The 23,806-nt window shown below is 45.5% G+C and carries 25 protein-coding genes and 1 pseudogene; 25 read left to right on the top strand and 1 reads right to left on the bottom strand.

Going from position 1 to position 23,806, the window contains the following annotated elements:
- Positions 1–39 precede the first annotated feature (39 nt).
- The 5 genes from V1224_10460 (at position 40) to V1224_10440 (ending at position 4,662) form a co-directional block, all read left to right on the top strand.
- Entirely contained in the window at positions 40–747 is a 708-nt protein-coding gene (locus tag V1224_10460; GenBank protein WWR17461.1) for a zinc metallopeptidase, read from the top strand.
- A complete protein-coding gene (gene rsmB, locus V1224_10455) occupies positions 747–2,156 on the top strand; it encodes a 16S rRNA (cytosine(967)-C(5))-methyltransferase RsmB (protein ID WWR14915.1) in 1,410 nt (469 codons plus the stop codon). Before V1224_10460 ends, rsmB begins: the two co-directional genes overlap by 1 nt.
- Positions 2,157–2,226: 70 nt before the next feature.
- Positions 2,227–3,270 (top strand): 23S rRNA (adenine(2503)-C(2))-methyltransferase RlmN, encoded by a 1,044-nt coding sequence (gene rlmN / locus V1224_10450; GenBank protein WWR14914.1) that lies wholly within the window; start codon positions 2,227–2,229, stop codon positions 3,268–3,270.
- Between the two features lie 141 nt (positions 3,271–3,411).
- Complete coding sequence (locus tag V1224_10445) at positions 3,412–3,753, top strand: hypothetical protein (GenBank protein ID WWR14913.1); 342 nt, start codon at positions 3,412–3,414, stop codon at positions 3,751–3,753.
- Between the two features lie 105 nt (positions 3,754–3,858).
- The gene (locus tag V1224_10440) at positions 3,859–4,662 is read left to right on the top strand and encodes a MerR family transcriptional regulator (GenBank protein WWR14912.1); all 804 of its coding nucleotides are present in this window, start codon (positions 3,859–3,861) and stop codon (positions 4,660–4,662) included.
- Between the two features lie 116 nt (positions 4,663–4,778).
- Here the strand turns inward: V1224_10440 and V1224_10435 are convergent, their stop codons facing one another.
- Positions 4,779–5,000, bottom strand: a complete 222-nt coding sequence (locus V1224_10435; protein WWR14911.1) for a helix-turn-helix transcriptional regulator — start codon at positions 4,998–5,000, stop codon at positions 4,779–4,781.
- Positions 5,001–5,154: 154 nt separating this feature from the next.
- Here V1224_10435 and V1224_10430 point away from each other — a divergent pair, with 154 nt between their 5' ends.
- The 20 genes and pseudogenes from V1224_10430 to V1224_10335 all read left to right on the top strand — a co-directional run bounded on the left by V1224_10430 (position 5,155) and on the right by V1224_10335 (position 23,801).
- Entirely contained in the window at positions 5,155–5,991 is an 837-nt protein-coding gene (locus V1224_10430) for a LicD family protein (protein WWR14910.1), read from the top strand.
- A 2-nt stretch (positions 5,992–5,993) separates the two neighbouring features.
- Positions 5,994–6,722 (top strand): IspD/TarI family cytidylyltransferase, encoded by a 729-nt coding sequence (locus V1224_10425; GenBank protein WWR14909.1) that lies wholly within the window; start codon positions 5,994–5,996, stop codon positions 6,720–6,722.
- A 4-nt stretch (positions 6,723–6,726) separates the two neighbouring features.
- Entirely contained in the window at positions 6,727–8,553 is a 1,827-nt protein-coding gene (locus tag V1224_10420) for a thiamine pyrophosphate-binding protein (GenBank protein ID WWR14908.1), read from the top strand.
- Between the two features lie 44 nt (positions 8,554–8,597).
- Positions 8,598–9,476 carry a TylF/MycF/NovP-related O-methyltransferase gene (locus V1224_10415; protein ID WWR14907.1) on the top strand — a complete coding sequence of 293 codons (879 nt, stop codon included), beginning with the start codon at positions 8,598–8,600 and terminating at the stop codon, positions 9,474–9,476.
- Entirely contained in the window at positions 9,466–9,597 is a 132-nt protein-coding gene (locus tag V1224_10410) for a hypothetical protein (GenBank protein WWR14906.1), read from the top strand. The genes V1224_10415 and V1224_10410 overlap by 11 nt, the downstream gene beginning before the upstream one ends.
- Positions 9,598–9,621: 24 nt before the next feature.
- Entirely contained in the window at positions 9,622–10,809 is a 1,188-nt protein-coding gene (locus V1224_10405; protein ID WWR14905.1) for a glycosyltransferase, read from the top strand.
- Between the two features lie 39 nt (positions 10,810–10,848).
- The gene (locus tag V1224_10400) at positions 10,849–12,087 is read left to right on the top strand and encodes a glycosyltransferase (GenBank protein ID WWR14904.1); all 1,239 of its coding nucleotides are present in this window, start codon (positions 10,849–10,851) and stop codon (positions 12,085–12,087) included.
- 21 nt (positions 12,088–12,108) lie between these two features.
- Entirely contained in the window at positions 12,109–12,246 is a 138-nt protein-coding gene (locus V1224_10395) for a hypothetical protein (GenBank protein ID WWR14903.1), read from the top strand.
- 23 nt (positions 12,247–12,269) lie between these two features.
- Positions 12,270–13,049 carry a class I SAM-dependent methyltransferase gene (locus V1224_10390; GenBank protein WWR17460.1) on the top strand — a complete coding sequence of 260 codons (780 nt, stop codon included), beginning with the start codon at positions 12,270–12,272 and terminating at the stop codon, positions 13,047–13,049.
- Positions 13,050–13,123: 74 nt separating this feature from the next.
- On the top strand, positions 13,124–14,383 hold the full coding sequence (locus tag V1224_10385) for a hypothetical protein (GenBank protein ID WWR14902.1): 1,260 nt from the start codon (positions 13,124–13,126) through the stop codon (positions 14,381–14,383).
- Positions 14,384–14,429: 46 nt separating this feature from the next.
- Positions 14,430–15,257 carry a hypothetical protein gene (locus tag V1224_10380; GenBank protein WWR14901.1) on the top strand — a complete coding sequence of 276 codons (828 nt, stop codon included), beginning with the start codon at positions 14,430–14,432 and terminating at the stop codon, positions 15,255–15,257.
- Positions 15,241–15,714 carry a hypothetical protein gene (locus V1224_10375; GenBank protein ID WWR14900.1) on the top strand — a complete coding sequence of 158 codons (474 nt, stop codon included), beginning with the start codon at positions 15,241–15,243 and terminating at the stop codon, positions 15,712–15,714. Before V1224_10380 ends, V1224_10375 begins: the two co-directional genes overlap by 17 nt.
- A 41-nt stretch (positions 15,715–15,755) precedes the next feature.
- Complete coding sequence (locus V1224_10370) at positions 15,756–16,739, top strand: GHMP kinase (GenBank protein WWR14899.1); 984 nt, start codon at positions 15,756–15,758, stop codon at positions 16,737–16,739.
- A 14-nt stretch (positions 16,740–16,753) separates the two neighbouring features.
- Complete coding sequence (locus V1224_10365) at positions 16,754–17,701, top strand: NAD-dependent epimerase/dehydratase family protein (protein WWR14898.1); 948 nt, start codon at positions 16,754–16,756, stop codon at positions 17,699–17,701.
- Positions 17,689–18,999: an HAD-IIIA family hydrolase gene (locus V1224_10360; GenBank protein ID WWR14897.1), complete on the top strand. Its 1,311-nt coding sequence runs from the start codon at positions 17,689–17,691 to the stop codon at positions 18,997–18,999. The genes V1224_10365 and V1224_10360 overlap by 13 nt, the downstream gene beginning before the upstream one ends.
- Before the next feature lie 52 nt (positions 19,000–19,051).
- On the top strand, positions 19,052–19,630 hold the full coding sequence (locus tag V1224_10355; GenBank protein ID WWR14896.1) for an SIS domain-containing protein: 579 nt from the start codon (positions 19,052–19,054) through the stop codon (positions 19,628–19,630).
- Between the two features lie 34 nt (positions 19,631–19,664).
- Positions 19,665–20,183 carry a hypothetical protein gene (locus tag V1224_10350; GenBank protein WWR14895.1) on the top strand — a complete coding sequence of 173 codons (519 nt, stop codon included), beginning with the start codon at positions 19,665–19,667 and terminating at the stop codon, positions 20,181–20,183.
- An 11-nt stretch (positions 20,184–20,194) separates the two neighbouring features.
- Positions 20,195–20,686: pseudogene (locus V1224_10345) on the top strand (FkbM family methyltransferase).
- Entirely contained in the window at positions 20,673–22,352 is a 1,680-nt protein-coding gene (locus V1224_10340; protein WWR14894.1) for a glycosyltransferase family 4 protein, read from the top strand. Before V1224_10345 ends, V1224_10340 begins: the two are co-directional and overlap by 14 nt.
- A 42-nt stretch (positions 22,353–22,394) precedes the next feature.
- Positions 22,395–23,801 (top strand): glycosyltransferase, encoded by a 1,407-nt coding sequence (locus V1224_10335; protein ID WWR14893.1) that lies wholly within the window; start codon positions 22,395–22,397, stop codon positions 23,799–23,801.
- Positions 23,802–23,806: the final 5 nt, after the last annotated feature.

The raw sequence follows: 23,806 nt of genomic DNA, 5'->3' as shown, positions 1-23,806 counted from the left end.
AGACAGGCGAGAAACTGGCAAAAAGGAGAGATTTTTATGATGCCATATTATGGTTACGGATATTATTTTGATCCGACTTATTTTCTGGTGCTGATCGGGTTTGTGCTCTGTATGGCGGCGTCTGCCAAAGTGAACAGCACGTATTCCAAATTTTCGAGAGTGCGCAGTATGACGGGCATGACGGGAGCACAGGCGGCGGAGCGGATACTCTATCAGGCAGGAATCCGGGATGTGCGTGTCGAACATGTGCACGGAAATCTGACGGACCATTATGATCCGAAAGCCAAGGTCGTCCGTCTGTCGGATTCCACATACAATTCCCCTTCCGTGGCAGCCGTAGGCGTAGCGGCACACGAGTGCGGCCATGTATTGCAGCATTATGAAGGGTATGCACCGCTGAGGATTCGGACGGCGCTTGTGCCGGCAGCGAACATTGGTTCTAAACTTGGCGTTCCGCTGATCATTCTGGGAATGATTCTCGGCATGAATGCGACACTTGTCAATATCGGTATCTGGGTATTTTGTCTGGCAGTACTGTTCCAGCTTGTCACGCTGCCTGTGGAATATAACGCTTCCCACAGAGCAGTACAGATATTGGACCGGCAGGGTATATTATCAGGACAGGAAGTCGGACAGTGCAGACAGGTTCTGAATGCGGCGGCACTGACCTATGTGGCGGCTGCGGCTTCTTCCGTGCTGCAGCTTTTGCGGCTTGTCCTTTTATTTGGCGGCAGGAGAGACGATTGATGAAGACAGACAGTGTGAATGTGAGAGAGCTGGCGCTGGAGGCGCTGCTCTCTGTTTCCCGGGGAGAGGCATACAGTCATGTGGTCATCGGCGGTATGCTCGACAAGTATGATTATCTGGGAGTGCAGGAGAAAGCATTTTTCAAATGTCTGACCGAAGGGACGCTTGAACGCCGGATACAGATTGACTATTGTATCGATGCGTTTTCCAAAACGCCGGTGAGGAAGATGAAACTACTGATCCGGGAACTGCTGCGTATGAGCGTATATCAACTGTTATTTATGGACGGTGTACCCGACAGCGCCGTATGCAATGAGGCGGTAAAGCTGGCGGAGCACCGTTCTTTCCGTTCTCTGAAAGGGTTTGTCAACGGTGTGCTGCGCAGTATTTGCAGAGAAAAAGATAATATTTCCTGGCCTGACAGAGAGGAAAACGAGGCTGTATTTCTCTCTGTCCGTTATTCGATGCCGCAGTGGCTTGTGGAAAAGTGGCAGCAGGAGCAAGGCAGTGAAAAGACAGAAAAAATTTTGCAGGGACTGTTGGAAAAGCGGCCGGTCACTGTCAGACTGCGGCAGGATATACGTGAGGAAGAGCGGGAAGCCTGCCAGAGAGAGATCAAAGAGGAATTGCACGCGCGCGGCATCCTGGTGAGAGAGAGCAAAATACTGCCGTATGCGTGGAATCTGGAAAAGAGCGAAGGACTTGGCGGTATTCCTTCCTTTGCCGCCGGCAGATTTACGGTGCAGGATGTCAGCTCCATGCTGGCCGTGGAGGCGGCAGGAATCCGTCAGGGAGACTTTGTGATGGATGTCTGTGCGGCTCCGGGTGGTAAGATGCTGTTTGCAGGGGAAAAAGCCGGCAGCGGCGGAAGCGTGCTGGCGAGAGATATTTCTTTCAGACGTCTGGAGCAGATGGAAGAAAACAGAGTGAGAATGCGTGCGGATAACGTTACGCTGGAACAGTGGGACGCAGCGGTCCTCGATGGAGCATATGTGGGAGAGGCCGACGTCGTACTGGCTGATGTGCCCTGCTCCGGCCTGGGTGTGATCGGCAGAAAGCGGGACATCAAATATCATGCTTCGATAGAGACGATCGAAAGTCTCGTACAGCTCCAGAGACAGATACTGAGTACGGTCTGGCAGTACGTGAAACCGGGCGGTGTTCTGCTATATTCAACCTGTACGATCAGCCGGGCGGAGAATGAAGAGATGGCGGACTGGTTTCTGTCGCAGTTTCCCTTTCACGGGGAGGATCCGCGCCCCTTCCTGCCGGAAGGTTTTGCAACGCAGGGTGGCAGCTTTACCGGCGGAGAGAAAGCGGCGGGGAGCCCATACATACAGCTTCTCCCGGGCGTCCATGATACGGACGGCTTTTTCCTGGCGCGGTTTGTGCGGGATAAAAAAGTGTAGCGAAAAAGAGACAGGTAAATCGTCACAGGCTTTTGGCAGGCAGGACAGGAATATGGAAAATCGGGACAAAATGATAAAAATGGATATAAAATCACTGGCACTGGAAGAACTGAAAGAGGAACTGGTGCGGATGGGAGAGAAATCTTTTCGCGGCGATCAGATCTATGAATGGCTCCACCGGAAGGCGGCGCGGTCTTATGACGAGATGAGCAATGTTTCCAGGGCGCTGCGGGAACGGCTGCGGGAGGAAACCATCCTTGTGGCGCTGGAGGCGGTCAGAGTACAGGAGTCTGAGCTGGACGGCACGAAGAAGTATCTGTTCGCACTGCCGGACGGTAATCTCGTGGAGAGTGTGTGGATGTCATACCATCACGGTAATTCCGTATGTATCTCTTCCCAGGTGGGCTGCCGGATGGGCTGTCGTTTCTGTGCCTCCACGCTGGGTGGGCTGGAGCGGAATCTGACCCCGTCCGAGATGCTCGATCAGATCTATGCCATCGGACGTCTGACAGGGCAGCGGGTTTCGAATGTCGTCGTCATGGGCACGGGAGAACCGCTTGATAATTATGACAATCTGCTGCGTTTTCTCCGTCTTCTGACGGATGAGCGGGGACTTCATATGAGCCAGCGCAATATTACGGTATCGACCTGCGGCATTGCCCCGAATATCCGGCGTCTTGCTGACGAAAAGCTGCAGATTACACTTGCTCTGTCGCTCCATGCCACGACCGATACAAAGCGGCGGGCGCTGATGCCGGTCACGGACCGGTATCCGCTGGCGGAAGTGTTGTCGGCCTGTGAATATTATTTTGAACGGACAGGCCGCAGGATCACGTTCGAATACAGTCTGTCGGAAGGGATCAACGATACGGAGGAAGATGCGGCGGAGCTGATTGCGATTGCCCGCCGGCTGAACTGTCATGTCAATCTGATTCCGATTAATCCGGTCCGGGAGCGTTCCTTTACTGCGCCGCGCCGCGAGCGGGTGACAGCTTTTAAAAATAAGCTGGAGAACGGCCGCATCAATGTCACCGTCCGCCGGGAAATGGGCAGGGATATTGACGGTGCGTGCGGGCAGCTGAGAAGAAGAGAGATGGATGGGGAAGGTATTTGACAGCCCCATTCTTTTTTTGCCGAGAGGCTTAAGGTCGTTCTTTCTATGGAAAATAAAATACCATTCTGCCTTTTACCCTTTATAAAATATAATAGTGTTTGAAACAGCACCAATTATATTTTATGAATGGAGGAAAATGTGATGAGCAGAGAGTGTACAAATGATAAGATGCAGGAAAGCCAGAGAGAATTACAGCGTCTGCTGCAGTGGATCGTCGGACACCATGATGATTGGGAGCATATTTGCGATCCGGATTTTTTTACATTAACCGTAGGAGAAAAGCTGGAATTAATCAGATGCCTGAAAGATGCGGGCTTGCTGTCTGTCGCTTATGTGGTGCTGCATACCGGGGGCAACAGGTCACGCGGGATGGAAGTGGCGAGAGATCAGATCATTCATGAGATCATAGCGGAAGTTCCGATCGAGCGGCTGATGGAGAAGATCGAACGAAATCTGACCAAGGCGGCGGAACAGATACTATAGTCAGGAAAAATATTGATAGAGTGAAAAAGTGTTGACTCTCCTCTTAGGTCAGAAGGTAAAATGATTACAGATTCGAATCTGTGATTATGAAAGGCGGTAGAGAAAATGTTACAAATCGGAGAATTTTCCAGAATATGTCAGGTCAGCGTAAAGACGCTCCATCACTATGATAAGATCGGTCTGCTCGTTCCGGCGGAGGTGGCCCGCTTTACCGGCTACCGGTATTATGCGGCAGAGCAGATCGATACAATGAATCTGATCCAGCGGCTCAAACGTTACGGTTTTTCTCTGGAAGAGATCCAGCATCTGCTTACCGTCTCCGATCAGAAAACGCTCTCAGATGCGCTGCGGCGGCAAAAGGAAAAGATCAGACGAGAGCAGCAGGAAATGGCCATTATCCTCAACGAGCTTCAGACACACATTTCTGTATTTGAAAGGACGGGTGACATTATGACATATCAAAAAGGCTATACGATTGAGATTAAACATTCACCGGAGATGAATGTTCTGGCGAACCGTGCGATGATGGGCGTCGATGAATTTGGGAAATATTATGGAACGCTCTTCGAGCGTGTGCCAAAAGAACAGGTCACTCCCACAGGACTGAATGGCGCGAGGTATTATGATGATGAATTTAACCACAAATCCTCAGACATCGAAGTCTTTATCGGGATTCAGGAAAAGGACAGGGCCGATGTGGTCATGCAGCCGTGCGAGTGCGCGGTGACCGTTCATCATGGGGGATATTCCACACTCTCGGAAGCGTATGGGGCGATCGTTTCCTGGATTATTGAGAACGGGTATGAGATTGCGGGAGCGCCGTTTGACCTTTATCTCAAAACGCAGTTTGACTCATTATCACCGGAAGACTGGGTGACGGAGGTATACTTCCCAGTAAGGAAGAAATGATTTCAGTTAATATTTGAGGAAAAATATAAATCAGAGCGGGCATTAAGTACAAAAAGCGTTTGTTGGAAAACCAATAAACGCTTTTTCTTTTTCAGAAAATTGTCTTTATTTATTATTTAATAGAAAGATCCTTCTTCCGTCTCTATTTTTTCAAACAGATCGCCAATCGGGCAGTTCAGAAGATCACTGAGTTTTTCGATATTTTCAAAGCGAATCGACTTGGTTTCATTGTTGACGAGCTTGGAAAAGTTCTGATAACTCATCTCCATCTGTTTGTAGAGCCAGTACTTTGTATGATTCTGTTTTTCCAGTATTTCTAAGACGCGCAAGCGTACCATGTTTGCCCTCCAGCCTTTTCTGTTATTATATCCAGCAAAAAACGCTTGCATAACTCATTTATACATTATATAATGTGTACATTAGATAATTGAAAGATGAGATATAATACCATAAGTTATGAGTACAAAAGAGCGATCACGAAGAGACACAGAGATGGTAGAGCTGAATGCGGAGGCTTTGCACAAAATACAGATGATTGAGCTGGAAATGCTGATCGAAGTAGACCGTATCTGTAAGAAACATGATATAAAATACACCATCATCGGCGGAACGCTTCTGGGTGCTGTCAGAGATGGGAACTTTATACCGTGGGATGACGATGCGGATGTGGCAATGCTCAGGAGGGAATACGAGAAATTCTGTAAAGCCGCTGCGAAAGACCTGGACAGCGGACGCTTCTATTTTCAAAACATGGATAATACACCCGGATACCGCTGGGGATATGCAAAGATCAGGCGCAGAGATACTTTATTCCTGCGCAGGAGTCAGGAGCGAATGCCCTATGAGCAAGGTGTGTTTCTCGACATTTTTCCAATCGATGCTACCCCGGATAATCTTATTTTAAGAAGGATTCATGAGTTATGTTGTTTTTTTGTGAGAAAGACATTGTGGTCGGCCATCGGGCGTCTGGCGGCAGACAACGCGGTCGAACGGCTTTTGTATGGGCTCTTGTACCGGATCCCGGAAGATAAAGTAAAGCGTATGTACCGTCGACTCATACTGAAGCATGGCAGCGAGACGACAGAAGTAGTACGTACCCTGACCTATCCGGCGCCCAAACCATTGCATGGCTATTACAGGCGGTGGTTTGCGGAGACAGCGCCGATCAGGCTGGCAGGTGTTCTCTTTGAAGGGGTAAAGGATTATGAGGGATGGCTTCGGTATGAATTCGGAGACTATATGACGCTTCCCCCAAAAAAGAAACGAAAAGCACATCCGGTATCAGCTATCAGACTGATTGATGTACCACAGATGACAAGGAGCGAGTGAAATTGGCGAATATAGCACTGATTATTGCAGGAGGCACCGGAGCGAGAATGAATCAGGAGATACCGAAACAATTCCTTTCGGTGAATGACAAGCCGGTGATCGTTTATACGATGGAAGCGTTCCAAAAGCATCCGGAGATAGAGGGGATCGTTATTGCCTGTCTTGACGGATGGCAGGAAGCGTTAAAAGCATATATCAGACAGTTTCATATTTCCAAAGTCGTGGAAGTTGTCAACGGAGGAAAGAATGGACAGGATTCTATCAGAAACGGCGTCTGTGCCATTGCAAAGCGGTATGATTCCGAAGATCTGATTCTTGTCCATGATGCAATCAGGCCGATGCTGTCGCCGGAGATTATATCAGATAATATTGCAAAGTGCAGGGAATATGGAAATGCGATTACCGTCATTCCCTGTATGGAGGCAATGCTCAGGTCAGAAGACGAATTTGAGTCAAGGGAAAGCATTTTGCGCAATTCTCTGTTCAGGGCGCAGACACCGCAGACAATCCGTGTGGGCGATATGGTTGCGCTTCATCAGGAGGCAGTCGATAAGGGGATTACCAATTCTGTCGCTACCTGCACACTGCTGCTGGAATTGGGGAAGAAAGTCTACTTTGCCAAAGGTTCCGAACTCAATATCAAGATTACAACAACGGATGACATCACGATTTTCAAGGCGCTTTTGGCTACAACGGACAGTTGCTGGATGAAACCGTGTGAAAAAGGATGATCGTATGAATGTAGCGGAATATATCGTAACATTTTTGGAAGAGAAAAAAACAGATCGTATATTTGGTGTCGTAGGCGGCGCGGCTTTGTGGCTTTGCAAGGCTTTCAGTGAAAGCACGAAGATCAGGCCGGTGTTCACCAATCATGAGCAGGCAGCAGTTATGGCGGCGGATGGCTGGGCCCGCATTACACGAAAGCCGGGAGTCGTGTTCACGATTAATGGTCCCGGCATGACCAATACAGTGACAGGAATTGCTCAGGCATGGGTGGATTCTTCACCGATAATCCTTCTGACAGGCAATTCCAATCTGAAAAGTGTCCGCTATGAGCGGGAACGCAAAATGAGGCAGTATGGGACACAGGACGTGGATACAGGCCGGATTATGCGGGCGATTACGAAGAAGACCTTTTTACTCGAGAGGGCGGAGGATGTCAGGGCCTGCCTTGAGGAGGCATATGAGACAGCTGTTTGCGGCAGGCCAGGCCCTGTGTGTATTGAAATTCCGATCAATATCCAGTCGGCGGAAGTGCCGCAGACTATGAGAGGCTGGGAGGTACAGTCCGGTCAGTCTGATCAGTTGGCTGCGGATTTCGCTGCTGAAAAGCTGGATGGAATATTGGAGAAACTGCTCAAAGCAGAGAGGCCGCTGATTCTGGCGGGGCAGGGGATTCGTCTGGCAGGCGCCGTGGAGAGGTTCAGAGAGTTTGTGAAGCGGTACCAGATTCCGGTCGTCAATTCCAGAATGGGGATCGATACGATTGCTTCTGACAGCGAATATTTTATAGGCCGCTGTGGTAATCACGGGAGCCGTCCTTCTCACTTCGCGATCCAGACTTGTGATGTGATGCTGATTCTTGGCAGCAGGCTGTCGCCGAATACGACAGGATATGATGTCGATAAATTTTCCGGCCAGTCGTATAAGATACTGGTCGAGATCGACGGCTCTGAATCAGAGAAGTATGGTCTTGTTATAAATGAAAAGGCAGTGATGGATCTCGGGGATTTTCTGCAGTATGCGCTGGAGTATATCAGGGGCAGAGAGGCGGGGCCGGAGCAAGTATGTCATCAGCACTGGATCAGCTGCTGCAATGGCTGGAAGAGATGCTATCCGGTGATGCAGGAAGAATACTCACGGGGTGAAAAGATCTCCACCTATCAGGTTGTGGAAGCAGTGAGCGACTATGCGGGAGAACAGGATCTGATTTTGTCTGATACCGGTTCCTGTTGCAGTATTGTCGCCCAACAATGGCAGGTGAAAGAACGGCAGAGGGTCTTCATTTCCGGAGGGCTGTCGGCAATGGGCTACTGGGCCACGGCGATCGGACTTGCCATCGGAAACGATGGCTCCGGGTCTGTGATCTGCTTTGTGGGCGACGGGAGCCTGCAGATGAATATCCATGAGCTTGCGACTCTGAAGCGATATGGGCTGCCAGTGAAGATGATCGTGGTCAGCAACAATGGTTATCAGTTTGTGCGGATGTCTCAGTCAGGGTATGGTATCGAGCCGCCGTTTGGTACAGATGTGGCGGCGGGTGTTCCGATTCCTGACATCAGAGAGATTGTGCAGGCGTATGGTGTGGAATATTTGTCCTGTCATGATACAGAAGCGCTTGCAGGCAAGGTGGAAGCGTTGATGCAGACGAAAGGGATGGCGGTTCTGGAAGTTTTTGTCGCTGAAGATCAGGAGGTCTGTCCGAGGCTGAAGTCGGTCGCGCTTGCGGACGGCACTTTCGTCTCTCCGAATTATGAAAATCTCTATCCATTTTTGGAAGAAGATGTGTTGAAGGAAGAGTTGGGAAAAGCGTTTCAGGCGGAAGCAGAAAGGCACTGATTTGTCTGCAGCACAATGCAGACAGAAGAATGATGGATACCAGTATGAAGAAATTATTGATTTGGGGGACAGGGCAGTTGGCCTGGCATACGATCAATCATGTGTGCGAGGACGAGATTATCGGGTATGTTGATACCTACCGGTCTGCGCACAGATTTGCAGGAAAGCCTGTATATGCTCCTGCTGAAGTATCAGAGCTTGAATGGGACGCTGTGTTAGTCTCCCTGTCGTGTGCGGAGGAAGTGAGAGCGACGTGTCGTGAGATTGGCCTGGATACAGACAAGGTGATCTATGTATACGGCAATGTTCTTACCGCAGACATGAATGAGGATTACGACTTTGTCAGGGAGATATGCGGTGATAAGTTTGCGGATTCGATCAAGAGCAGATACCATCTCGTGCGGGAAATAGATGTCAATCCGGGAGCGGATCATGAGGAACTCGCGGCAGTATCGACGCAGAAGCAGTCTATGTATCAAAACGATTATATCAGAATCAAGACGTTCTCACTGCTGGCACGACAGATTACAGATGCGAATGTCAGCGGGGCGGTTGCAGAGCTGGGTGTCTATCGGGGTGATTTTGCACAGTATATCAATGCGGCGTTCCCTGACAGAACTCTTTATTTGTTTGATACGTTTGACGGTTTTGATGAAACAGAGCTGGAAAAAGAGACAAGCGGTATGATGCAGGCAGCGGGAAGAGATATTTTCAGAAAGACAGAAGTCGCTACCGTGATGAAAAAAATGCGATGGGAAGAGAGAGTGATTGTCAGGCCAGGACTCTTTCCGGATTCGCTGAACGGTTTGGAAGATACTTTTGCCTTTGTTTCACTGGATTGTGACTGGGAAGAGTCTTTGTATCAGGGGCTTGTCTATTTCTATCCGCGTATGGCAAGGGGGGGGGTATCTTATGATTCATGATTATAATAACTTCCTTACCTGTGCGAAAAAAGCGGTTGCGAGATATGAGGCACAGTTGCAGACAAGGCTGGCCAAAGTCCCAATCTGTGACAATCAGGGAAGTCTGGTCATCACCAAATAAAAGAGAACCTGGGAGGAGAGTCCATTGGAACCTATTTTGATCAGTATCATTGTGCCCATCTATAATGTGAAGGATTATCTGACGGCATGTGTCAACAGTATTTTATCACAGACATATTCCAATATCGAGATTATTCTGGTAGATGACGGTTCTACAGACGGCAGTGGTCGGCTCTGTGACGAATTTGCAGCGCAGGATTCGCGGGTGCGGGTGATTCACAAGGAAAATGGTGGTCTGGTCAGCGCCAGAAAGGCCGGAGCAGCAGCTGCAAAAGGGGAATATATTCTCAATGTGGACGGGGACGACTGGATCGGGGAGAACCGGGTAGAAAATATGGTAGAAAGAGGCGCTTCGTTAGGCGTTGATATGATATACATGGCGGGTATTTATAAAGAGTATGAATATGGAAGTGTATATCAATGGGGGTTCCCATTGGAGTATGGAATATATGACAGACGGAAGATAAGAGACATTTTGCTTCCAGGTCTGGTAGATACCCGTGTTTTTTTAAAAAGGAATATTTCACCTTCACTGTGCAGCTGGGGGATAAAGAAAAAACTATTTCAGGAGATTGAGGCCACTGTTGATAATGGTATGACACTTGGAGAAGATTTGGTGTGTCTATTATCCTGTCTGGTACAAAGCAAGCGCATAAGTTGTATTGACGAGCCGGATTATCACTATATAAAAACAAGAAAGGGTTCTATCATACAGGCGTGTGATTCTCAAATAGAAAGATTGCGTTTATTCACAGAAAAGATAAAAGAATTTTTTCTGAATCACAAATATATTCCGAATTTGGAGAAAGTAATATGCCAATATATTTTTCACGTAATGCTTATGGTGGAATACAGCAGTTGCTGGTTTAAAAACGATAGTTATCTCTTTCCGTATCGAGAGGTAAAAAATGGAAGCAGAGTCGTTGTCTATGGTGCGGGTAATGTCGGAAAGCATTTGGTTTCTTATTTACGAAAGGATCCAAGGTATCCGCTGGTAGCCTGGGTTGACACGAATGTTATCGCTGATGAGATAGAAAATGATCTGACGGTGATACCGGATCAGCAATACGACTATATATTAATCTCGGTACTTGAGTATGAAACTGCTTGTGACATAAAAAAATCTCTTATTAATAAAGGAATCAACGAGGACAAGATACAGCTGATGGATGAATCGATATTGACATGGGAGAATATACCATCGTGCTTATAGTGTATGAAAGCAGGTAATTATCCTGATAGGAAACGAAGAATGACCGGAAACAAATTAGTCAGCGTTCTTATGCCTGTTTATCATGACGTCAAGTTTTTGAGACAGTCAATAGACAGCATTTTATGTCAGACATACAAAAATACGGAACTTTTGCTGCTTGTCAGCAGGAATTCCGATGACGGATCGGCCGTAATCTGTGAGGAGTATGCGGACCGCTATCATAATGTCAGAATATTAACTCAGAAAAACACGGGGATTTCCGATGCTTTGAATCTGGGAATTGCAGCTTCTTCAGGTGACTACATAGCAAGAATGGATGCGGATGATATTGCCCTTCCAGAGCGATTGGAAAAACAGGTGCGTTTTTTAGACGGTCATCAGGAAGTTGACGTTGTTGGTTCTGCTGTGATGCGGATTGATGAGAAGGGCAGACAAATTGGAAAAGTAGAAATGTATACAGAAGATGAAGATATAAAAGCCACTCTGATTTTTGGAAACGGTTTCTTTCATCCGACGGTTATGTTTCGCAGCCGGGTTTTTCAGGGCAGATGCCGGTATCAGAATGTCCTGGTCGAAGATGCAAGATTGTGGATGGATTTATCGTTTGACTACAAATTTGCAAATCTGCCTGAGGTACTACTTTTATACCGGAAGCATCCAAACAGTATAACGGCAAAAAGAGCGGAAGAGATCGTGTTGTCGAGGGCAGAGAGCGCTTATAACTTTGTACAGAAAAAGCTGGAATGGGAATTAGGAAAATATTGTGTCCAGGATTTTGTACGTACCGGTTCTGAGGAGAGAATCGAGGAAACGATGGAAGATTTTTTAAGTCGCCAGGCGGAATTACTGAAGGATCTGACAGCCAGAAATCAACAATGTAACGCTTTTGCTCAGAATGCGCTCCGCAGGGAGTGCGAGATGCGGCAAAAATGGCTGTCACGAATTTTGAGCGGAAAGAAACTGCTTGAAATGAAAAAAAATGTAGTCATATACGGCTATGGGATGAGAGGGAAAAAGATCATTGAAAAGCTGAAAGTGTTAAATGAGCGGATGGCCATTCACTGGAATCTTTGTGCGGTGATTGATAAAAGAGCACCGTATATGCAGAAAGAGGAACTTCCTCTCAAAGAGCCGGTAGAGTTATTGGCGATCAGAGAACAGGTAGATCTTATTCTTGTTTCTTCTCAAATTTATGATAAGGAAATCACAGAAGAGCTGTGTGAGATGGGAATTGAGAAGAGTAAAATCATTTCGTGCGACTGGATATTTCATTTATAAATGATAAAAAGGAAGAGAAAAATGAAGGATATTATATTATTTGGCGCTGGAAAAAAAGGAAAAGTGACTGCAAATTTGCTTTGGGATGAAGGCATAAAAATCTATGGCTTCTGTGATTCTTATAAAAGCGGTGTAATAGAAACCGATAGGGGGGGGTAATACCCGTTTATCCTTTGGAATATGTGCAGGAGCACAGGGAACAGTTTCTTGTAATTGTAACCATTGCGGATAGCGGAGAACGTACTCAGGTAAATAAATTACTTGAATGTGCAGGAGTTGAGACCGGCACGGTAGAAAAAGTGTTATATGGGGATGATGATATTGTACGTATGAAAAGAAAGCACATTGCGAATTTTCATACGTATTGCATGGAAGAATATTATGAGAATGCGGAAAGTGCAGACGACATCGAAAAGTTCTGGGATGCACGGAGTGTTTTTTATCAAATGTTCTCAAAACTGAATCCGACAAGGATTATTGAGCTGGCATGTGGACATGGGCGTCATGTTTTACAATATATGCGACAGGCAGAGCAAATTGTTCTCGTTGACATCGTGGATAAAAATATAGAATTTTGTAAGAAAAGATTTCAGAGTAAAGAAAACATTGAATATTATGTCAACAACGGACAAGATTTGGAAAAATTGGAAACGGGAGCATATACGGCATTGTTTACGTATGATGCGATGGTACACTTTGAAATGATAGATGTATTTTCTTATTTTTTAAAAGAGACAAGACGGGTCCTGGAAACAGGAGGAAGGGCGTTGTTCCATCATTCCAATAATACAGAAGACTATCGGATTGATTTTTCGACTGGAAAGAGCGGGCGTAATTATATGAGCAGAGAGCTTTTTGCTTATCTGGCGCACAGAGCAGGACTGGAAGTACTGGAACAGCAGACGATCGACTGGTCAGGGGTCAAAGATCTCGACTGTATTACTCTGGTCGAGAAAAGATGACTGCTGCGGGCTGACATATAGTTATCTGTAAATTCGCAGTTTAAGTCCGCATTTGTAAAAAGCGAGGGGATAAAATGAATGAGAAAAACCGTTTGGTATTGCACTTCGGAATGCCGAAAACAGGAACGACGTCGCTGCAACGCTTTCTGGCTGAAAACAGAAAGCAATTAGAGAACTATGGCTGGACTTATCCTGATTTCAGGTATCCGGGGGGGGTGGTAACACGAAATCTGGACGTGTTTCTCTACCGACCTGACGATACTTTTATTGAGACGACGCTGAATATGTTAGAAAACAGTCATGTGATTCTCTCGTCAGAAGACGCCTGGTTTGCTCTCGGATGGGGCGGTGGACAACAGATATTAAAAAAATTATATGCAGTCTGGAATAATTTAAAGGTTATTGTTTATTTGCGGCGTCAGGATTTTTATATTGAGGCTCTGTGGAGTCAGTATGTAAGAGATCAACAGACAGGACTTAACTTGAAAGAGTTTGAAAGAGAAATGTCTGCGGAATGGGATTATGGGAGACGGCTGCATGAGATTGCGGAAATTATCAGTACAGAAAACATTGCCGTCCGTATTTATGAGGAGGAAGGCTTTGATACGGTTCAGGATTTTTTGACATACCTGAATTTAAATAGCTGCCGATGTGAATGCGGGGAAGCCGGAAAGAGAGTGAATGAGCGGACGGATACTGAGTGTCTGAAGCTGCTGCAGATTTGCAGTTCTGTTCTGACAAAAGAACAGTCTGAGAGTATGAAGCTGCCTGTTCGAAAGGTTTTTTCAGAGATAGCAGGGAGTAAAAGGATTGAAGATAACGGGTCCGCAAGGAAATATTTTTCTCCCGCAGAGCGGGAGCGCATTTTATCCGTATGGAAAAAACAAAACGATGCGTTGGCAAGGAAATATCTGGGAAGGGAGCAATTATTTCTCAACGAGAAAATACAATATCCGTTTTATGATCCGCCTGTCTCTGCTATGGAAGAAACAATCGTAAAGATGTTTCTGTTGATGGAAGTAAAAAGGCGGAATGCAATGAAGTTTTTTCTGACAAACAGAGAGAAAAAGATAGCCTTCTGGGGAGCGGGAACACGCTGCACAGAGATGATAAGAAGTGGTCTGATACGGCCGGATATTATTATAGACAATGACGGTAATCTGTGGGGAAAACAGTTGTCGGGCGTTCCTGTTGTGTCCGTTGCTGATATAGACGAGCTGAAAAAGTATTGTATTGTGATCACTGTAGAGTATCCGCAGGCAATTTGCGAGCAGTGCCGGTCTTATGGACTGACAGAGGGGAAAGAGTTTATCTGTGGCGGGGATATATTGTGACTGGATATTTCGGATATGAATCAGGGAGAAATAGAAAGAGAGTGCAATGAATACTTTAATACTACATATTGGCACAGATAAGACAGGAACAACGTCACTACAGAACTTTTTAACGGCTAACAGGGAGCGGCTCGGAGAAATAAGTAGTTGGTCGTATCCTGATTTAAGTCGTCAGCGTATCGATAATTTATTCGATCTGCTGCTTGTGAAAGAAGAGGAGAGAACAACGACATCTCAGGAAAGACGTCGGTATTATGAAGAACTGGAGAAGGTTTTAGCGCATAAGAATGTAGTTTTATCTTCGGAACAGTTTTATATTCACTGGGACGAAAGTATAAAGATTCTTGATGAGATGGCACCCAGATTTGCTGATCTTAAAATCGTTTTATATTTGAGAAGGCAGGATTTGTATTGGGAAAGTCTGTGGGGAGAAAATGTGAAATGGGGACTTACACGTGATCCACAGCAGGCTTTGCGATGCGGAGATTACAGAGACAGATGTGATTATTACGGGCGGATCGGTGATCTGTGCAAGATCATAAAGAAAGAACAGCTAATCCTTCGCTTATATGAAGGGAAGAGCGAATTTCCAAAGTTTGACGTGATCAATGATTTTCTGGAAATATTAGGATTGTCAGAGAAAAAAGAAATTTTTATATTTGGTAAAACGGAGAATGTGAGGCTGTCAAGAGACTGTCTGGAATTAATGCGTTTTTATCATGCAGTGCGAAAGGAACAATTTGCGCAGATGCAGCCGGAATGGAATTTTGAACGACTGTTTACAGATATTTCGTCCGGCATGGAGCGGGGAAAAATGAACCGGGGGGGGGTACCTCAGTTCGCAAGAGAGGATCTGTATGTTGGAAGCCCATGAGAAAGACAATCAACAGATCGCTAAGACATTTTTTGAAAACAGGGAGACACTATTTTACGACAAGCAGGTGGATCTGCCATATGATAGTCCGCAGTACGATAGTTTCCAGGAGTGCATAATCAGGACGTTTTTTACATTTTATCTGCGTCAAAAAAATATGATCTGTTTTCTGGAAAAGGCAAGAAACAGAAAAATCGCTTTCTGGGGAGGCGGCAGACGGTGCAGGAAATTATTCAGAGAAGGACATAGACCGGATCTTATCATTGATAATGCCCCGGAGATGCGGAAAAGCAGTATGGACGGAATCCCCGTTGTGTCTCCTGAAACGATTGATGACTGGAAAAGGTATTGTATTGTAGTGACAGTGTTACAGTATGAGGAAGTAAAACAACAATGTTTAGAAATAGGACTGACAGAAGGGGAGGATTTTTTTAACGCATGTGATGTGTATCTGTAAGTCCGAGGAAACCGTTACGATATGGAAAGGAAATACAGAAGATGATCATTACCAAAACGCCCTTTCGCGTCAGCTTCTGCGGAGGCGGGAGTGATATGCCGGATTTTTACCGGAACAATGGCGGCTGTGTGCTCAGTACGACAATCAATCGTTATATGTATCTTACGATTCATCCTTATTTTGATGAGACAAAGACAGCGCTTCGTTATTCGCAGGTTGAGATCGTGGATGATATTTCAGCGATCCGTCACCCTATTTTTCGGCAGGTACTTAAAGATATGGGCATCAGTGGAGTGGAAATCAGCAGCACTGCGGATATTCCAAGCGGCACTGGTCTCGGCTCTTCCAGTGCTTTTACCGTCGGTCTGATACATACACTTTATTGCTATCAGGGGAAGTATGTCGGCAAAGAAGATATTGCGAAAGAAGCCTGTGAAGTGGAAATCGATAAACTGGGCAGTCCGATCGGCAAACAGGATCAATATGCTGCAGCTTGTGGCGGTCTGAATTTTCTGGAATTTCACAGGGACGATACGGTTACGGTGTCACCTCTGATTTTGCGTTCGGGACTGAAAAGACGGTTAGAAGAAAACCTTGTGATGTTTTATACCGGAATTACGCATGACGCAAACAGGATTCTGGCAGAGCAGAAAAACAATCTTTCCCTTGCAGACAAGACGAAAAATCTGCGTATCATGTGTGAGCTGGCAAGAAATATGAAGGCTTGTCTGGAAGTGGGTGAACTTTCGGATTTCGGAGAGATACTCCATGAAGGATGGATACGGAAACGAGAGCTGGCGTCGGGAGTTACCAGCGCAGGGATCAATACCCTTTATGATGCGGCTATGGAAAATGGTGCCAGGGGCGGCAAACTGCTGGGCGCGGGCGGTGGGGGATTTTTTCTGTTTTACTGTGAAAAAGAGAAACAAAAGAGGCTCGCAGATGCACTTGGACTCAAACCTTTCGCATTTTCCTTTGAGCATGACGGCACATCGATCGCCCATGTGGGTAATAAATATTGGTAAACGGAGAGAACATTATGAAAATTTTAGTGGCAGGAGGAGCCGGATTTATCGGAAGTAATCTGATTGATCTGCTCTTGAAAGAGGGACACGAGATTGTCTGTGTTGACAACTATTTTATCGGTACGAAGCGAAATATTGCGCATCTGGAGTATGATCCGCGCTTTCACATGTATGAGCAGGATTTGTGTGATCTGGAGGCATTGTCGGATATTTTTGAGAGGGAACAGGTTGATTATGTGTTTCATCTGGCAGCCAATTCCGATATACAGGCCAGCGCCCAAAATCCGGTCATTGAATATAAAAACACATATACAACGACGTTTGATTTGCTGGAATGTATGCGGCTGCACAGTGTAAAAAAGATGTTCTTTGCCTCGACATCGGCAGTATACGGAGAAAAGCTGGATGAGCTTTTGACAGAGACGACAACGAACCTGTGTCCCGTCTCTTACTATGGAGCGTGCAAACTGGGTTCAGAGGCGCTTATCTCCGCATACAGCCATATGAATGATCTGGAGGCATTGGTCTTTCGGTTTCCAAATGTGATCGGCCCACGGCTGACCCACGGGGTGATCTTTGATTTTATCGGGAAGTTAGAGAAAGACAATACACAGCTTGAGATACTTGGGGATGGCACACAGTGCAAACCCTATCTGTATGTAATGGATCTTGTGGAAGCTATGGTCAGATTTATGGAGACCGGAAGAAAAGGGATTACGCTATACAATCTGGGTGTGGAAGGTGCGACTACCGTAAACAGGATTGCGGATATAATCTGTGAAAAAATGGGACTTGCAGGTGTGAAATACAACTATACCGGCGGAAATATCGGCTGGAAGGGGGATGTTCCCAGATTTCAATATGACCTGAGCAGGATCTATGCCACCGGCTGGAGAGCTTCCTGTGATTCCGATGAGGCCGTGACGAAAACGGTGGAAGAGGTGTTGCGATGCAGGCAGTGATCATGGCCGGAGGGAAGGGAACGAGACTGAACGCCATCACAAAGGATCTGATACCAAAACCGATGGTGGACATTCTGGGGCGTCCGTTGCTGGAGTGGCAGGTCGACGGATTAAAACGTTATGGAATCACAGAGGTCTGCTTTATCATCGGGCATCTCGGGGAAACGATCAGACGGCATTTTGGTGACGGCAGTGCGTTTGGAATCTCTGCTTCCTATATTGAAGAAACAGAACCGCTTGGGACTGCAGGAGCTTTTTATTACCTGAAAGACTGGCTGAAAGAAGATTGCTTTCTGCTGGTCTTTGGAGATGTGTATTTTGATATTGATCTTGGCAGAATGCTTACCTTTCATCATCATAAAAATGCGGCGGTGACACTTTTTGTCCATCCTAACTCTCATCCGTCGGATTCTGATCTGGTTGTCATGGATCAGGATGCACGGATCACGGCGTTTGACTCCAAACACAATCAAAGAGATGACTGGTACGAGAACTGTGTCAATGCGGGACTCTATGTGGTAGACAGTGAAATCTGTGACAGAGTGAGGAAGCCTGAGAAGACGGATCTTGAAAAAGATCTGTTGGCGGGAATGATTGTTAATGGCGAGAATGTTTATGGATACCGCTCCGCAGAATATATCAAAGATGTCGGGACTGTCACACGGATTACGGACACCATTGCAGATATTAAAAGCGGTTTTGTAAGTGCCCGGTGTCTGCGAAACAGACAGAAGTGTATTTTTCTCGACCGTGATGGCACGGTAAATAAACTGAAGGGGCTGCTCAGTGATATAGACGATTTTGTGCTGGAAGATGCTGCGGCGGAAGCGATCAAAAGAGTCAATCATTCGCAGTGGCTTTGCATTGTAGTCACTAATCAGCCTGTCGTAGCGCGTGGTCTGTGCAGTATCGAAAATGTGGAGAGAATCCACAGAAAAATGGCGACACTGCTCGGAAAGGAAGGCGCTTACGTGGATGATATTGCATACTGTCCGCATCATCCGGACAAAGGCTATGAGGGCGAAAACCCTGCCTTTAAGATACCCTGTCATTGTAGAAAGCCGGATACAGGGATGCTGGAACAATGTGCGAAAAAATACAATATTGATCTGGAGCGATCATGGATTGTGGGCGATACGACGGTAGATATACAGACCGGGATCAATGCGCGGATGCACACGGCGCTTGTGATGACCGGAGAGGCGGGACGGGATGGCAAGTATGAGGTCATCCCGGAGATAGTCGGAGAGAATCTGTCAGAGGTAATAGAGCGGATCTTAGATACAAACTGTCTTTGAAAATAAAGAGACTGCGCTGAAAGTCTCAGGGATTACCATAGGAGGAAGTTACGTGGGAAACTATACGGACGCGATAAAGGAATATATTAAGTTGGAAAAAGATACCCTGGATGGTCTGGACGTCGATGCGATCAATGCAGCGATGAATCTGATCATGGAGGCATATGAGGGAGAGCATACGATCTATATCTTTGGAAATGGCGGCAGTTCGGCTACCGCCTCTCACTATCAGAATGATTTTAACAAAGGAATTTCAGAATATGTGGATGTAAAGTTCCGGTTTCAGTGTCTTAACGATAATGTTTCCACGATCATGGCGATTGCCAATGATATAGGGTTTGAGGAAGTATTTCGGTTCCAGCTCATGGGCAGGCTTGAGCCGGGGGATATTATCATTGCCATTTCGGGGAGCGGTAACAGCAGTAATGTGATCCATGCTGTGGAATATGCGAAAGAACAGGGAAACAAAGTGATCGGGATGACAGGATTTGACGGTGGCAGACTCCATGCGCTGGCTGACGTGGCTCTTCATGTGAATGCGATGAGTATGCAGATCACAGAAGATGTCCATATGATCTATGACCATATGATTATGGCTGTACTGTCTCAGACTTTGTGCAGTGAGAAATAATAAGATATTTTTCGGAGAATCATGGAGGGAGAGAATGGAAGAATTACGGCAGGTTTATAATATGTTGGAAGACGAGCAGTCAAAGGATATATGGATGAACCGTCTGGGGTATCTGGTTACGGGTGATTTTACGTACATGCAAAATATTATTGAAAGATATTGTTGTGATTCCTTATCACCGGAATTGCAGTCTTTTCTGGAATTTCCAAAGATCATATGTTATGGCGCCGGAAGAGCGGCAATGATTTCTATTCCGGACTGGCTGAAGATCGACTGTTTTTGCGACAAAGATCTGGAAAAGCAGAAAAACGGATTCAGAGGATACCGTGTAATTTCATTGGAAGAGCTGAAACAGTACCCGGACAGCGGTATCCTGATTACGAGCGACAAATACGGAGATGAAATGGAGGAAGAACTCAGGAAGGCGGGCTTCCATAAAAATCAGATATTACATATGAAACGGTTTATAGAGAGACAAAAAGACTTAGTCAGAAGACAATATTTTGACGAGAGCTTTCTACATTTGGGGGGGGAAATGGCGAGGTTTTCGTAGACGCCGGAGCATATGATCTGACGACGACTTTGGAGTGGAAAAAGAATTGCCCTCATTTTAAGAAAGCATATGCCTTTGAACCGGATCGGGACAATATCGTTCTCTGCAATGCAAGAAAAGGCGGGGACGAGAGAATTGAGATCATACCTTATGGCACATGGAGCAAAAAAGAGGAACTTCATTTTACTGCCCTGGGAAACTGGTCTTCAAAAATTGATGCGGACGGAGAAGAAGTTATTTCCGTCGTATCTGTCGATGATACGGTAAAAGAAAGAATAACCTATTTAAAAATGGATGTCGAAGGTGCTGAACTGGAAACGTTAAAAGGAGCCAGACGTTTGATCTGTGACAGTAAACCGAGGATAGCGGTATGCATCTACCATAAGCCGGAAGACATGACCAAGATTCCGTTGTATATAAAATCGCTTGTACCGGAATACCGAATGTATGTCAGACATTATTCCAAATCAGAATGGGAGACTGTCCTTTATGCAGTTCTATAGTGCAGATGACGGTGAAACGGAGACAGCCTGGAGGAGAACGATGGATGAAAAAGAGAAAAGACAGCTCTTGGAGGAACTCACCGGAAAAAGAGAGAAAACGAAGTATGAAAAAGATCCTGAAAAGTTGATTCAATTACTGAAAAATGAGAATGCCTTTGTCTGTACATCCCGGGAGGTCAGAACAATCGCGACATTCTATTATTCCGTATTCAGCGGCGGAGCGGAAAAGGTTCTGGTCTTGTTGGCCAATATGTGGATTGACATGGGCTACCGTGTCATTGTTATGACAGAGACAGAATCAACACCGGATGATTACAAACTGGACTCGCGGATAACGCGGATCGTGATTCCGCCGTATAATCGTCGTGATAAGAGTTACCGGGAGAGAGCAGGAGCAATAGAGAAAGCAATTCTGGATTATCACATAGACACGATGGTCTATCATGCGTGGGAGGACCGGGAATTGCTTGCATGGGACATGCTTTTTTGCAAGTTATATGATGTACGCTTTATTATATATACGCATTCGGTTTTTGCGAAGCTGATGCTCAGTGCAGACAGAAAGATACTGCAATTACATGAGATTTATTCATTGGTGGATGCAGTCATTACTTTGAGTGACGTTGATCTGAAATACTGGAGCAGTGCCAATCATAATGTGTTTCGGACAGTGAATCCTGTGGATGTGAAGATAGGAGCAGAGGCGCATTCGAAGAAAAATAAGAACATAATTGTGTGGATTGGGAGATTTTCGACTGAGAAAAGACCGGAGGAGGCAATCGAAATCATCCGCCAGGTGGTTTATGAGATTCCTGACGTTAAATTATATATGCTGGGGGAGGTTCCCGAACTTCAACTATGTGGATTTAAACAGATGATAGAACAATACAATCTTCTGGACAATATTATAATCACGGGCTATCTGGGTGATCTTTCCAGGTATTTAAGTCAGGCTTCCCTTTTACTCTCAACATCAGTATATGAGGGGTTTCCTCTTTCTGTATTGGAGGGGCTTGCGTATGGCCTTCCATGTGTGATGTATGAATTGCCATATCTTTCTGTTGTCGATGAGAACGAGGCTGTTATCTCAGTGGCACAAATGGATGCAGGGGAAGCGGCAAAGCAGATAACGGCACTGCTGAAGGATGAGGGAAGAAGACAGTATTTAAGCGGCAGGGCGAAAATGTATGCAGAGAGGTTTATAGATTTTGATCAAAAGAGTCAGTGGAATGAAGTTTTTGCAAGCCTGCATCGGCCGGAGAAAAAACGAAAAAGAGATACGGAATCGTTAATGATAAGTACGTTACTGCAATTCTACATAGCAGGTATCGAGAAGCGGTTTGAATGTCAAAACGAAATTGAATTAAAGAAAATAATACCAAACATGTTGCACAAAAAAATTGCTTATTTTGGGACCGGGATCCGGTGCAGAAGATATATGAAAGAACATCCGGAAATTGAAATTTGTTTTTGCATTGACAATGACATCAATAAAAGGAATGAAAAAATAGGTGGAGTGTCAATTCTCTATTTTGGGGATGTTGAAACGTGGGATAATTTGTTTATCATAATTACGCCGGTTGACGCAGCGGCAATATGCCGGCAGCTTGCGTGTATCGGACTGGAATACGGCAGAGATTTTGCCTGTGGAAAAGATATATTTTAACAGCGACTGAAGTGTGGAACAACAGAAAACAGGAGAGCTTGGATGAATAGCAAATTGATCAGTATTATCATGCCCGTTGGAGATGAAATATCATTTCTGGAGGAAGCAGTAGAAAGTATTATGGGTCAGACTTATGAGAACTGGGAATTGATTGTTGTTGACAGTTCACAAGACAGGGAAGGAGTAAAAAAAATACTGCCGCCCGATGAAAGAATCCGATACTTTCAGAAAGAAAAAAAGGGAGTGGCAAATGCGCTGAATTATGGGTTATCGGTTTCCCGCGGGGAGATGATAGCAAGGATGGATGCTGATGACATCGCAATGTTGGAGAGATTTGAAAGACAGATGGATTTCATGGAAAAAAATCCGCAGATAGGAGTTTTGGGAACCTTTGCCTATGAGATAACCATGGAGGGGAATATAAACAGACTGGTACCTCTTCCAGAGACCAATGACGAGATCAAAGCAAGACTGTTATTTTCATGCGCGGTATATCATCCGACGGTTATGATAAGAAAGAGTGTCCTGACAGAAAATAAGCTGTGTTATGATGAGACAAAAGTTGCGGAAGATTATGATCTGTGGACGAAGCTGATTTTATGTACAGAGTTTGCCAATATTTCGGAACCGTTGCTCAAGTACAGAGTACATGGCAACTGCACGACTTTTCAGGTTGGTGATAAGGGGATACAGTCTACGGTAGACAGTTCTATCGTGTATATTCGAAATTTATATAACATTGATCTGGCAGGGTATCGTTTTGCTGATTTTTATCCGACGTGGTTTACGCATGTAGAGCGAAGAAGCAGAGCTTCCTATGTATCGCAACAGTTCCGGCTGCTGTTACAGATTTATGACGCAAATATGAAATTACAAAAAATAAACGAGGAAGCGCTTGGAAGAGAATTTGGTGACAGATTTGGCACATGCGTGCAAAGAAACTACGAGACACCATCTGTTGTAGGTAATAGTGAAGTTGTGGATTTTCTTCAGGATCATTGCAATCAGACATTTTCTTCCCTTGTGTCCGGGCTGCTTGATTTCTATCATCTGTCATCTGATGCGCATGAGGAATTGTGTATATGCGTGGAAAAAAGTTTGCAGGAGGCAGACGAAGCCTGGAATGCAGTGCTGAAGAAAGATAAAACGTTTGTTCTGTATGGTGCTGGCAGGCGCGGCCTTGAATTTTTGACAAAGTATGAAAGACTATATGAAAATAGTGAAATCTTTTGGAAATTGTCAGCCATAGTAGATAAAAAGAATATAAAAATAAGCGGGCATCATAGAAACCGTATATATGCGCCAGATGATTTAAAAACGATGCAGTTTGACTTTATTGTTGTGGGAAGCAATTTATATTTTGACGAGATCAAAACCGAGCTGGTGAACATGGGAATTTCGAAGGCAAAGATCATTCGCATGTCTATTTTAGACAGAGGGGAGTGTTAAAAGAA

It is taken from the genome of Lachnospiraceae bacterium JLR.KK008, from assembly GCA_037015955.1.
GTDB lineage: Bacteria > Bacillota > Clostridia > Lachnospirales > Lachnospiraceae > VSOB01.
Note: the sequence above shows the minus strand (reverse complement) of the source record. Positions and strands in the feature narration are given on the sequence as shown.